The organism is Streptomyces sp. NPDC050658 (assembly GCF_044457025.1).
Classification (GTDB): domain Bacteria; phylum Actinomycetota; class Actinomycetes; order Streptomycetales; family Streptomycetaceae; genus Streptomyces.
Map to the genome: position 1 here is coordinate 124,294 of NZ_JBITGM010000011.1, position 12,036 is coordinate 136,329.

11 protein-coding genes are annotated in these 12,036 nt (G+C 71.0%); 4 read left to right on the forward strand and 7 right to left on the reverse strand.

From position 1 onward, the window contains the following. Positions 1-14 precede the first annotated feature (14 nt). The 3 genes from ACIBKX_RS31675 to ACIBKX_RS31685 all read right to left on the reverse strand — a co-directional run bounded on the left by ACIBKX_RS31675 (position 15) and on the right by ACIBKX_RS31685 (position 4,689). Entirely contained in the window at positions 15-1,034 is a 1,020-nt protein-coding gene (locus tag ACIBKX_RS31675) for a DMT family transporter (protein WP_363269852.1), read from the reverse strand. Positions 1,035-1,226: 192 nt separating this feature from the next. Further along, entirely contained in the window at positions 1,227-1,724 is a 498-nt protein-coding gene (locus ACIBKX_RS31680) for a cupin domain-containing protein (protein WP_363269851.1), read from the reverse strand. Between the two features lie 88 nt (positions 1,725-1,812). Further along, the gene (locus tag ACIBKX_RS31685; protein ID WP_363269850.1) at positions 1,813-4,689 is read right to left on the reverse strand and encodes an FAD-binding and (Fe-S)-binding domain-containing protein; all 2,877 of its coding nucleotides are present in this window, start codon (positions 4,687-4,689) and stop codon (positions 1,813-1,815) included. A gap of 122 nt (positions 4,690-4,811) precedes the next feature. On the opposite strand from ACIBKX_RS31685, the gene serC reads away from it, so the two are divergent. Beyond that, on the forward strand, positions 4,812-5,930 hold the full coding sequence (gene serC / locus ACIBKX_RS31690) for a phosphoserine transaminase (protein WP_363269849.1): 1,119 nt from the start codon (positions 4,812-4,814) through the stop codon (positions 5,928-5,930). 97 nt (positions 5,931-6,027) lie between these two features. On the opposite strand, the gene ACIBKX_RS31695 is transcribed toward serC, so the two are convergent. Beyond that, a complete protein-coding gene (locus ACIBKX_RS31695) occupies positions 6,028-6,894 on the reverse strand; it encodes an ABC transporter permease (protein ID WP_363269848.1) in 867 nt (288 codons plus the stop codon). Beyond that, entirely contained in the window at positions 6,891-7,961 is a 1,071-nt protein-coding gene (locus tag ACIBKX_RS31700; RefSeq protein ID WP_363269846.1) for an ATP-binding cassette domain-containing protein, read from the reverse strand. The genes ACIBKX_RS31695 and ACIBKX_RS31700 overlap by 4 nt, the downstream gene beginning before the upstream one ends. A gap of 126 nt (positions 7,962-8,087) precedes the next feature. On the opposite strand from ACIBKX_RS31700, the gene ACIBKX_RS31705 reads away from it, so the two are divergent. Continuing rightward, positions 8,088-8,852 carry a TetR/AcrR family transcriptional regulator gene (locus ACIBKX_RS31705; protein WP_363269844.1) on the forward strand — a complete coding sequence of 255 codons (765 nt, stop codon included), beginning with the start codon at positions 8,088-8,090 and terminating at the stop codon, positions 8,850-8,852. A gap of 31 nt (positions 8,853-8,883) precedes the next feature. Beyond that, positions 8,884-9,306, forward strand: coding sequence for a PPOX class F420-dependent oxidoreductase (locus tag ACIBKX_RS31710; protein ID WP_363269843.1), 423 nt, complete (start codon positions 8,884-8,886; stop codon positions 9,304-9,306). Positions 9,307-9,324: 18 nt separating this feature from the next. Here ACIBKX_RS31710 and ACIBKX_RS31715 read toward each other — a convergent pair whose 3' ends face one another. After that, complete coding sequence (locus ACIBKX_RS31715) at positions 9,325-10,329, reverse strand: WD40 repeat domain-containing protein (RefSeq protein WP_363269842.1); 1,005 nt, start codon at positions 10,327-10,329, stop codon at positions 9,325-9,327. A gap of 67 nt (positions 10,330-10,396) precedes the next feature. On the opposite strand from ACIBKX_RS31715, the gene ACIBKX_RS31720 reads away from it, so the two are divergent. Beyond that, positions 10,397-11,110 (forward strand): SGNH/GDSL hydrolase family protein, encoded by a 714-nt coding sequence (locus ACIBKX_RS31720; protein WP_363270132.1) that lies wholly within the window; start codon positions 10,397-10,399, stop codon positions 11,108-11,110. 32 nt (positions 11,111-11,142) lie between these two features. Here ACIBKX_RS31720 and ACIBKX_RS31725 read toward each other — a convergent pair whose 3' ends face one another. Beyond that, the gene (locus ACIBKX_RS31725; protein ID WP_363269841.1) at positions 11,143-11,928 is read right to left on the reverse strand and encodes a hypothetical protein; all 786 of its coding nucleotides are present in this window, start codon (positions 11,926-11,928) and stop codon (positions 11,143-11,145) included. Positions 11,929-12,036 lie beyond the last annotated feature (108 nt).

Below are 12,036 nucleotides of genomic sequence, written 5' to 3' on the forward strand. Positions count from 1 at the left end.
CAAGCGTGCTTGCATTACTTTGCGGAGGGTTCGGGGAGGGTTTCGGGGAGGGGGCTTTCCGCGGGGCCTTCGAGCGGGCCGGGGTCGCGGCGCTCTTCGGGGACACCACCCGCGACGACATCCGCACCGTCCGACCGGGACCGACGCCCGACCTGCGTACGCACGGCTCCCATGCTGGCGGCGATGACGAGGGAGATGGCCAGGGCCTCGTTGACGGAGAGGGCCTGGTTGAGGACGAGGAAGCCGGCGATGGCGGCGATGGCCGGTTCCAGACTCATCATGATGGCGAAGGTGGAGGCGGGAAGGCGGCGCAGGGCGAGCAGTTCGAGGGTGTAGGGCAGCACGGACGACATGACGGCGACGGCGGCGCCGAGCCCGAGCACCTCGGGCTGGACGAGCTTGTCGCCGGACTCGATGAAGCCGAGCGGCATGAAGAGCACTGCGGCGACGACCATCGCGAGGGCGAGCCCGTCGGCCTGCGGGAAGCGTCGCCCCGTACGGGCGCTGAAGACGATGTAGGTGGCCCACATGGCACCGGCGCCGAGCGCGTACGCGACACCGGCGGGATCAAGCCCGCTGAACCCACCGCCGCCGCCCAGCAGGAAGACTCCCCCGAGGGCGAGCCCGGCCCAGACGAGATTGACGGCGCGCCGGGAGGCGAAGACGGAGAGGGCGAGCGGCCCGAGGACCTCGAGGGTGACGGCGGGCCCCATGGGAATCCGGGCGACGGACTGGTAGAAGAGCCCGTTCATTCCGGCCATGGCGACACCGAAGGCGACGACGGTTCCCCAGTCGGCGCGGGAGTGCCCGCGGAGCCGGGGTCGGCAGACGATGAGCAGCACGAGCGCGGCGAAGGCGAGCCGCAGGGTCACGATGCCGAGGGCGCCCGCCTTGGGCATCACGCTCACGGCGATGGCGCCACCGAACTGGACGGAGACCCCACCGGCGAGCACGAGCCCGACGGGCCCAAGGGCCCCCCACCGCCCGCTGGAGGCCACCTCCTGCCCCTCCTGGGCACTGCGCGTCGCGTCCACAGTTCAACCTTCCACTCTCTGCCGGTACAGCCCAGCCGAGGTCAGGCCAGACCAAACCAGTCCACCAGTAAGTCCACTGCTCTGAACTACCACGTCCAAGATAGTAGACCACGTAAGGATTGTGGAGCCTTTTTACTGCTGTACGCAAATGGCGTCCACATTCCGAGGTGAACGATCATCCGAGGTGAACGATCAAGAGGCGGCGAGGGCCGCTCGCCAGGCGGGGCTGTCGACGTAGTGGTTGTCGTACTGCTCGGAGGACTCCGCGATCCTCTTCGGGTCGACCTCGCCGCGCATCACGCCGCCGAGCAGGCGCAGGTAGTCGAAGCGGGCCATGCCGGGCGTGAAGGTGAACAGGACGTCGGCCGTGCAGCCGGGTGCGGCGGCGAAGGCGTGCGGGGTGTGCGGGGGCACGGCGAGGAAGTCACCGGCGTTCAGGACGGTGATCTCCTCGCCGACCAGGACCTGAAGGGACCCACTGATCACGAAGAACAGCTCGGTGGCCTTGGTGTGGAAGTGCGCGGGGGCACCGACGGCACCCTCGGCGAACGTGGAACGGTACGAGGTGAACCCGCCGCCCGGCCCGTCGGTGTCGGCCAGCAGCGTCATCACGCTGCTGGGATCAGCGGAGGTCTCGGCCTGCGAGGCACGGGTGAGGAGGGCGACGAAGTCGGCGTTCTTGCTGCTCATGGTGGTGTCCCTTCGGCTCTGCGGCGGCGTGCCCGCTGCGTTGTGATCACCACTCTATGAAGCGGAAAGACCTTCGATGGAGTGCAATTCAGCGCCGGAAACGGGGATCAATTTCGGAGCGGTCCCCCAACCCCTCCGCCAACCCCTCCGCCAACACCTCCGCCAGATGCCTCCCCCGTACCCCCTCCCCCAGCTGTCCCAGCTGTGTCCTGCAAGAGAAGCCGTCCGCCAGGACCGATGCCGTGGGTGGGGCCGAGCGCACCGCCGGGAGCAGTGCCTCCTCCGCGCACGCCGTCGACACCTCGTAATGTCCCGCCTCGAAGCCGAAGTTGCCCGCCAGGCCGCAGCAGCCGCCGGTCAAGTCGCCCTCCAGTCCCGCCTTCTCGCGCAGGCGGCGGTCCGCCGCGTCGCCCAGTACCGCGTGCTGGTGGCAGTGCGTCTGGCCCACCACCGGGCGGTTCAGGCGCGGCGGTCGCCAGTCGGGGGCCCGTTCCTCCAGGACCTCGGCGAACGTTCGGACGGAGGAGGCCAGGCGCCGGGCGTCCTCGTCGTCGCCCAGCAGCTCCACCAGGTCCGACTTCAGCGCGGCGGCGCAGCTCGGCTCCAGGACGACCACCGGCACGCCCCCCTCCACCAGCGGCGCCATCTTCGCCACCGTCCGCTTCAACACCGCACGGGCGCGGTCGAGTTGGCCCGTGGAGATGTACGTCAGGCCGCAGCACACCCCGCCCCCCGGCACGAACGGCAGCAGCCCCGCGTCCTCCAGGACCCGCACCGCCGACCGGCCCACCTCCGGGGAGAGGTGGTTCGTGAACGTGTCCGGCCAGAGCACGACGAAGCGGTCACGGCTGGCGAGCCGCGTCCCCTTGCCCCGCTGATGCTCCCGCAGCCACCACCGCCAAAACGACTGCCGCGCCAGTTCCGGGATCTGCCGCTCCGGAGCGATTCCGCCGATGCGCTTCGCCAGACTCGCCAACACGCCCACCCGTGCAAGGGAGTTGGCGAGGGCCGCCGTACGCGTACGGTCCGCAAGGCGCAGCCACACCGGCAGCCAGCCCATCGCGTAGTGCGCCGCCGGCCTGCGGCGGCCCTCGTAGTGGTGGTGCAGGAACTCCGCCTTGTACGTGGCCATGTCCACGCCCACCGGACAGTCCGAGCGGCAGCCCTTGCAGGACAGGCACAGGTCGAGCGCGTCCCGCACCTCCTCCGAGCGCCAGCCGTCCGTGACGACCTCCCCCGTGAGCATCTCGTGCAGCAGCCTGGCCCGGCCCCGCGTCGAGTGCTCCTCCTCGCCCGTCGCCCGGAAGGAGGGGCACATCACCGATGAGCTTCCCGAAACAGTCGACGTAGTACGGCACTTGGCCACCCCCACGCACCTCCGCACTGCCGCCGAGAAGTCACCGCCGTCCTGCGGGTAGCCGAAGACCACGTCCACCGGCTGTCGCGGGAGTCCCTCGAAGCGCAGGTTCGCGTCCAGCGGGGCCGGTCGCACCAGCATCCCGGGATTCAGCAGGTCCGCCGGGTCCCACACCCCCTTCACCCGCTCGAAGAGGGCGACGAGTTCACCGCCGTACATCTTGGGGAGCAGTTCCGCCCGCGCCTGGCCGTCGCCGTGCTCGCCCGACAGCGAGCCGCCGTGCGCGACGACCACCTCCGCCAGCTCCTCCGAGAAGCGCCGGAAGCGGCGCACGCCCTCCTCGCTCATCAGGTCGAAGTCGATGCGTACGTGGATGCAGCCGTCCCCGAAGTGCCCGTACGGCGTGCCGCGCAGCCCGTGCTGCGACAGCAGCGCCCGGAAGTCGCGCAGGTAGGCGCCCAGCCGTGGCGGCGGCACCGCGCAGTCCTCCCAGCCGGGCCAGGCCTCGCTGCCGTCCGGCATCCGGGTCGCCGTACCGCTGGCGTCCTCGCGCACCCGCCACAGCGCGCGCTGTCCCGCCGGGTCGGTCACCACCACGGAGTCCACGGCGCCGTCACCCGCCGCCGCCCGCGCGATCGCCTCCGCACGCGCGCGTGCCTCGCCCTCGCTGCCGCCGCCGGTCTCCACGAAGAGCCAGGCGCCGCCCCTGGGCAGCCCCTCCGCGTCGCGCACCAGGTCGGCCGCCATGCCCTCCACCGTCAGCGGGCCGTGCTGCAGCAGGGCGGCGGCCGCTTCCGCGGCCGCGGACTCGTCGGCGTACCCGAGAACGGCGAGGGCGCGGGCACGGGGCGCGTCGACGAGCCGTACCGTCGCCTCCGTGAGGACCCCGAGCGTGCCTTCCGAGCCGCAGTACGCGCGGGCCAGGTCCACGCCCCGCTCGGGGAGCAGGGCGTCCAGGGCATAGCCGGAGATACGGCGGGGCAGCTCGGGGAAGCCGGTGCGCAGGAGCTTCAACTCGGCGTCCACCAGCGGGCGCAGACCCTCGGGGGCGCCGCCGTCCCAGCCCTGGGCGAGGGCGAACCTGTCACCTCCGGAGGTGATGACGTCCAGGCGGTGGACGTTGTCGGCGGTCGTGCCCCAGGCGACCGAGTGCGATCCGCAGGAGTTGTTGCCGATCATGCCGCCGAGGGTGCAGCGGCTGTGGGTGGAGGGGTCCGGGCCGAAGGTCAGCCCGTGTGCGCCTGCCGCGCCGCGCAGGTCGTCCAGGATCACGCCCGGCTGGACGGTGGCCGTGCGCGCCTCCGCGTCCAGGGCGACGATCCGGTTCATGTGGCGGGTGAAGTCGAGTACGAGGCCGGTGCCGGTTGCCTGGCCTGCGATGGAGGTGCCGGCGCCGCGGGCCACTACGGGGGTGCCGTGCTCTCGGCAGACCGCCAGGGCCGCCGCCACGTCGTCCGCGTCGCGCGGGGCGAGGACGCCGTGCGGCACTCGGCGGTAGTTGGAGGCGTCCATCGTGTTCAGGGCTCTGGCGGTGACGGAGAAGTCGACTTCCCCGCGGACGGCGTTTCGTAGGGCGTGCTCCAGGTCTCCGTCTCCGTGAACGTTCATGCGGTTCTCCTTCCCCAACCCCACCCCTTCCCGAATCTTTCCGGCCGCCGCCGGGGCGGGTGGACAGTCTCAGCCGCCGGACGGCTCAAGGCGCCCACGCCGGAAGCCGCTAGGCTCCTCCCGTGGCTGAGATCCAGATTCCCGCTGACATCAAGCCCGCCGACGGACGTTTCGGCGCGGGCCCCTCCAAGGTGCGCACGGAGGCGCTGGACGCCCTCGCCGCCACCGGTACCTCCCTGCTCGGCACCTCCCACCGCCAGGCCCCGGTCAAGAACCTGGTCGGCCGCGTGCGTGACGGCGTCAAGGACCTCTTCTCCCTCCCCGAGGGCTACGAGGTGATCCTGGGCAACGGCGGCTCCACCGCCTTCTGGGACGTCGCGACGCACGGCCTGATCGAGAACAAGTCGCAGCACCTCAGCTTCGGCGAGTTCTCCTCCAAGTTCGCCAAGGCCGCCAAGGCCGCCCCGTGGCTGGCCGAGCCCACCGTGATCGCGAGTGACCCCGGTACCCACCCGGAGCCGCAGGCCGAGGCGGGCGTCGACGTCTACGCATACACGCACAACGAGACGTCGACCGGTGTCGCCGCCCCCATCAAGCGGGTGGCCGGCGCGGACGCGGGCTCCCTCGTCCTGGTGGACGCCACCTCCGGCGCCGGCGGCCTCCCCGTCGACATCGCCGAGACGGACGTCTACTACTTCGCCCCGCAGAAGTCCTTCGCCTCGGACGGCGGCCTCTGGGTCGCCGCGTTCTCCCCGGCGGCGATCGAGCGCGCCGAGCGGATCCACGCGTCCGGCCGCCACGTCCCGGAGTTCTTCAGCCTCCCGACGGCGATCGACAACTCCCGCAAGAACCAGACGTACAACACCCCGGCCCTCGCCACGCTCTTCCTGCTCGGCGAGCAGCTGGAGTGGATGAACGGCCAGGGCGGGCTTGAGTTCACCACCGGCCGCACGGCCGCCTCCTCGCAGGCGCTCTACGGCTGGGCCGAGGAGTCCAAGTACGCGACGCCGTTCGTGACGGACCCGGCCAAGCGCTCGCAGGTCATCGGCACGATCGACTTCGCGGACGAGATCGACGCCGCGGCCGTCGCCAAGGCGCTGCGCGCCAACGGCATCGTCGACACCGAGCCCTACCGCAAGCTCGGCCGCAACCAGCTGCGCATCGCCATGTTCCCGGCGATCGACCCGGCGGACGTCGAGGCGCTCACGAAGTGCATCGACTACGTCATCGACAAGCTGTAGATCTTTCGCGTACGACGACGGGGGCGTACGGCACTCACCCAGTGCCGGACGCCCCCGTTCGCGTACGAAGAAGGAGCAGGACTCAGCTGCTAGCTGCTCAGCGGCTCAGCTGCCTGAACTTCCGTACCGCCAGCGGCAGGAACAGCAGCGACACCACCACCGGCCACACCACGGACATCAGCAGCGCGTTCTGCTCGACCCAGCTGCCCCCGCCCGCGCCGGGGTTTCCGAACAGCTCACGCACGGCCGTACCCGTGGAGGACACCGGATTCCACGCGGCGATCGGGCCCAGCCAGTCCGGCATGAGGGACGGCGCCACGAAGATGCTGGAGATCATCGTGAGCGGGAAGGCGACGGCGTAGAGCCCGCCCGCGGCCTCCGGTGACGGCACGACGAGCCCGAGGTAGACGCCCACCCAGATCAGGCTGAACCGCAGGAAGAGCAGCAGCGCGAAGGCCGCGAGGGTCTCCGGGAACCCCGCGCTGGAGCGCCAGCCGATGGCCAGTGCCGTCAGCGCGAGGATGGTCAGCTCGGCGCAGGCCACGATCAGGTCCGCGAGGCCGCGCCCCGCCGCCACCGCGGACGGCGCCATCGGCATCGAGCGGAAGCGGTCGATGACGCCCTTGGTCGAGTCCGTGGCGACGCCCATCGCGGTGTTCATGAAACCGAAGGCCATGGTCATCACGAACATGCCGGGCATCAGGAACTGCTTGTAGTCGCCGTCGTCCCCGCCGCCCGGCACCTTCATCGCCTCGCCGAAGACGAAGCCGTACAGCAGGACCGAGATGATCGGGAAGCCCAGCTGCCAGGCGATGTTGACGGGGCGGCGCTGGTAGTGGGTGAGGTAGCGGCGGGTGATGTTCCAGGTGTCGGCGACCGCCCAGTAGAGGCGCCCGTGCGAGGCCTGTGCGGTCTGTGAGGTCTGTGCCGTGTCCGCGGTCTCCGCGGTCAGTGTGCCGCTCATGCCGCCACTCCGTTCGTTGCCTCGTCGGTACGGGACATCTCATCCGCCGCCGGCTCCGACGCCGCCTCGGCCCGATGCCCCGTCAGCCGCAGGAACACGTCGTCCAGGCTGGGCCTGCGCAGCCCGATGTCCTCGACCGCGATGCCCTCGTCCCGCAGCGTCCGCGCCACGTCGGTCAGCGCGCCGACCCGGTCCGTGACGGCGGCGTGGATGCGGCGCTCCAGGGCGACCGTCTCCGGTACGCCGTCGGCCACGCGGGAGACGACGGTCCACGCCGCCGACAGATCGGCGGCGTCGCCCACGACGACCTCGAGGGTGCTGCCGCCGACCGTGGACTTCAGCCCGTCGGGGGTGTCGTCGGCGATGGCGCGGCCCTGGTCGATGACGGTGATCCGGGAGGCCAGCTTGTCGGCCTCTTCGAGGTACTGGGTGGTGAGCAGCACCGTCGTGCCGTCGGCGACCAGTTTCCGTACGGTGTCCCAGACCTCGATGCGGCTGCGCGGGTCGAGCCCGGTGGTCGGCTCGTCCAGGAACAGGACGGCGGGCGCGAGGATCATCGAGGCGGCGAGGTCGAGCCTGCGCCGCATGCCGCCGCTGTACTCCTCCGCGCTCTTGTCGGCCGCCTCGACGAGGTCGAACTGCTCCAGGAGTTCCTGGGCGCGGCGGGCGGCGCGGGCGCCGCCCAGGTGGAAGAGGCGGCCGAACATCTCCAGGTTCTGCCGCCCGCTGAGCACCTGGTCGACGGCCGCGTACTGCCCGGTCAGGCCGATGCGGGCGCGTACGGCGTCGGGGTCGCGGGCGACGTCGGCGCCGGCGACCTCGGCGCGTCCGCCGTCGAGGCGGACCAGCGTCGAGAGGATGCGGACGGCGGTCGTCTTGCCCGCGCCGTTCGGTCCGAGCAGTCCGTGCACGGTTCCGCGCTCGACCCGCAGGTCGAAGCCGTCCAGGGCGCGCTTGTCGCCGTATCGCTTCTCCAGCCCCTCGGCCCGTACGGCGAAATCGCCCGCTGCCGTGAAGTCACCTCCCGCTGCGGCATCCCGCCGTCCCGCGAAGTCGTTCCCGTTCATCGCCTGCCCCTCCGGTCAGTCCCGCCGAGCCTTGATGGGTACACCGTACTCAATTGAGAGTACACCGTACCCAGTTTTTGCGGGTACACCGTACCCAATTAGTGGACGGAGCATTAGGCTGAGCCCATGACGAGCACGAACGGCAGCGACGTCGAGCGCACCGGCAGCGACATCACGCGCAGCCTCCAACTCCTCTGGGGCGGCGCCGAGCGCCCGGCGCGCGGCCCCAAGCCGGGGCTCACGCTGGACCGGATCGTCACCGAAGGGGTGCGCCTCGCGGACGCCGAGGGCCTCGCCGCGGTCTCGATGCGCCGCCTCTCCACGGAGCTCGGCACCGGCACGATGTCCCTGTACCGCTACGTCCCCGGCAAGGGCGAGCTGCTCGACCTGATGCTGGACCGCGTCTTCACGCCCCCCGAGGACGAGGAGCCCTGGACCGGCGGCTGGCGCGAGGGTGTCGAGACGTACGCCCGCGAGACCCTCGTCCTCTACCGCCGCCACCCCTGGCTGCTCCAGGTCAACCAGGCCCGCCCGGTGCTCGGCCCCGGCGCCGTCGGCGGCCTCGACCGGACCCTGAGCCGGATCAAGTCGATGGGCCTGACCGACCCCGAGCTGATCGGGGTGATCATCATGACCGAGGGGTACGTCACCGGGGTCGCCCGCATGCATGTGCAGGAGATGGAGGCGGCCCGCAAGGGCGGCATGACCGTCGAGGAGTTCTGGGAGGCCCAGGTCCCGGTCCTCGACCGGATCATGCGCAGCGGCCACTACCCGTCGCTCGCGCACCTGTCGGAGGACGCGTTCGGCTCGGAGTTCGACCACTTCGAGTTCGGGCTGCAGCGTCTGCTCGACGGTCTTGACGTACTCGTCGCCGGGCGCCGGACGGCGTGACAGAAGCCGCGATCGGTGCCTCTATGGATGCATGACGTCGAAACCAGAGCATCCAGCGGGCTCCACGAGTCCCGCTCTCGCCCCATTCGTCAAGCAGTACGCCGTCCTGCTCACCAGCCACAAGAAGGACGGCACCGGTGTAGGCACCCCCGTCAGCATCGTCGTCGAGGGCGACCACGCGTACGTCCGCACCTACGCCGGGTCCTGGAAGGCCAAGCGGATGCGGCGCAACCCCGAGGTCGAGATCGCCCCGTCGACGCCGGGCGGCAAGCAGGTCGGCCCGGAGATCAAGGCGCGGGTCCGGCTGCTCGACCAGGGCAGCGCGGAGAACAAGCACGCGGCGAAGCTCCTCACCCGCAAGTACCCGGTGATGCACGGCCTGATGGTCCCGCTCGCGCACAAGGTCAAGCGGGACACGACGCTGCACTACGAGGTAAGGGTGCTGGGCGACTAGCTCCGCCTCCCCGTGCGCTCAGCGGCGCCGCAGCAACCGCTTCAGCCCCAGGAATCCGGCGAGCACCACGGCGAGGGCGAGCGCGCCCACCTTGAAGTCGCCGTCGATACCGGCGCCCCCGCCCCCGTCGCCCGGACTGCCGCTGCCGGACCCCGAGTCGCCGCCCCCGCCGGCCCCCTCCACCTCGACCGGCTCGACGTCGGACTGCTCGCCCTCGGTGCCGTACATGAGGGTCGTGCCGTCCGGCGTGTACGTCACCGACTCGCCCTGCCGCTGGAGCGGCACGCTCAGCCGGCCCTCGCGCTCCGGCTTGTTCCCCTCGCCCTTCCAGGTGTACGAGACGCCGCCCAGGTATCCGCGCAGGGCGAGCTGCCTTCCGTCGGGCGAGAAGGCGCCGTCCGTGGTCCACAGGCCGGTGGTGCCGAGCCGCTTGAAGACGTTCACCCCGGAGGCCGACATCCGCGCCGGCCCTTCGTACAGGGCGCCGCCCTCCTCCTTCTTGTCGGCGATGTAGATCCGGCCGGTCTTGGGGTGGACCATCATCGCCTCGGCGTCGCGCGCCCCGTCCTCGTACTTCACCGTGAACTGGGTGGCGCGCACGGTCTGGTCGCGCAGCTGCTTCGGCTCGGGCAGCTTGTAGATCCAGACATGGGACCAGGTGCCGCCGAGGTTGTCGCCGATGTCGCCCACGTAGATGTTGCCGTCGCCGCCGACGGAGACCGCCTCGACGTCACGCGGCTTGCCGACCCCGGTCATGGTGAGCGTGGCGACCGTCTCGCCGGTCCTGCCGTCCACGGCGTACAGCAGGGCCCCGTTCTTGTCCTGGTCGTTGTGCGTCCAGTAGACGCCCGGGTGGGCGCGGGACGCGGCGAGACCGCTGGACTCGATGATGCGCGGGTCCTTCATGGTGAACCCGTCGTGGCTGTCACCGGCGGCGGCGGGCGCGACGGCCCCGAACAGGACCAGACAGCCGGCGGCGGCCGTGGCCCCGACGACCCGCGGCGGAGTACGCAGTGAACGCATGCACCAAGCCTGCCAGGTGTTCAGCCTCACATCGCAGGTCGGGCCGGAGATCCGCGATGATGAGCGGATGCTCAGGTTCATGTTCGTCGGCGACTCGATGACGATCGGCAGCGCGGGGGAACACACCTGGCGCCACCGGATGTGGCAGCACCTGCGCTCGTCGCCGGGCGACGAGCGCCACACGATCGTGGGACCCCGCCGGGCGCTGCACGACAAGGAGTCCGGCGAACCGACCTCGCACGCGTACGCCGCCGACGTCGAACCGGCGTTCCCGCGCAACCATCTCGCGGGCTGGGGCGAGGGCTGGCTGCACATGGCGCCGCAGATAGCCGACGCGGTGACCCGCGAGCGCGCGGACGTACTGCTGATCTCCCTCGGCCTGATCGACCTGGGCTTCTACACGAACGCGGAGCAGACGGCGGAGAACATGCGCGCCTTCGTCGGCGAGGCCCGCTCGGCGAACCCGCACATCCGCATGGTCCTGCTCCCGGTGATCCCGAACGTCCGGGCCCGCACGGACGCCCCGTTCGCGGCGGAGGTCGCCCGTTTCAACACGCTCCTCGCGAAGGCGGTCGCGGACCTGGACACGGGGACCTCGCCGCTGCTCCTGGCCTCGACCCCGTCGGCGTACGACATCGACGCGGACACCTACGACGGGACGCACCCCAACGCGAGCGGCGAGCACCGGCTCGCGGGGGCCTTCGCCGACGCGATGCACCAGGCGTGGGGGGTGGGCGCGCCGTACGCACGGACGCCGGCGCACCCGACCCCCGCGAACTGAGCCTCGCGAACCGGCCCTCGCGAACTGACCCGCTACCGGCTGAAGTTGGCCTTCAGGGCCTTGAGCCCGGCGATGTCCCACTTGGTGTACTGACCCGCGTACTTGTTCACGCGGGCCTCGCTGCCGCCCTTGGCCCTGCCGTGCCCGCCGTTGGGGGAGCACATGACCGGCGTGTCCTTGCTGCTGTTGCTGACGCACTCGAAGGGGTCGACGGTCCTGTCCGCGTCGGAGCCGTCCGCGTTGGCGTGGTCGAGCCCGATGGCGTGCCCGATCTCGTGGCTCATCATGTTCGAGACGCGGGCCTCGCCGATCGCGTAGTCGCCCGGAATCCAGTACTCGCTGTCGACCCATATCCAGCCGCCCCACGCGCTCTTGTTGCCGCTGGCCGAGCAGGGGTGCGCCTGGGAGTAGCCCGGCTTGTTGCCCGGGGTGAAGGGACGGTACTTCAGTCCTACGGTGATGACGTGCCGCTCGGCGGTGTTACAGGCGTTCTGCTCCTTGTGGTACCCGCTCGCCAGCGTGAACTTGGTGCCGGTGATGGCGGTCAGCTGCGCCGCGGTCTTCTTCAGCTGCGCCCGCAGCTCGGCCTCCGCGGCCTTGGTCCGGGTGGCGTTGAGCCTGGTCTCGGAAGCCTTGGGCTTCACGATGTGGATCACATACGGGTCCGGGCTCAGCGACTGGATCCCCCGGTCGGACAGAATCCGCCACCCGGTGCCCTTGTACACGTCCCCCGCTGCGTAGGCCGGGTTGCCGAGAGCGACGAGCCCCGCGGCCGCGGCGAGGACGCCGACCGTGCGGGTGATCTTCTTGATGGTCATGGCTGGAATCCTCGCCCAGCCCTCCAACAACACCCCAACGCGGGGGCACCAGCGGTCACTTGTCCGCAACAGCCCGTCCGGGCCGGGGCACTTGGCGGGGCGTGCGGG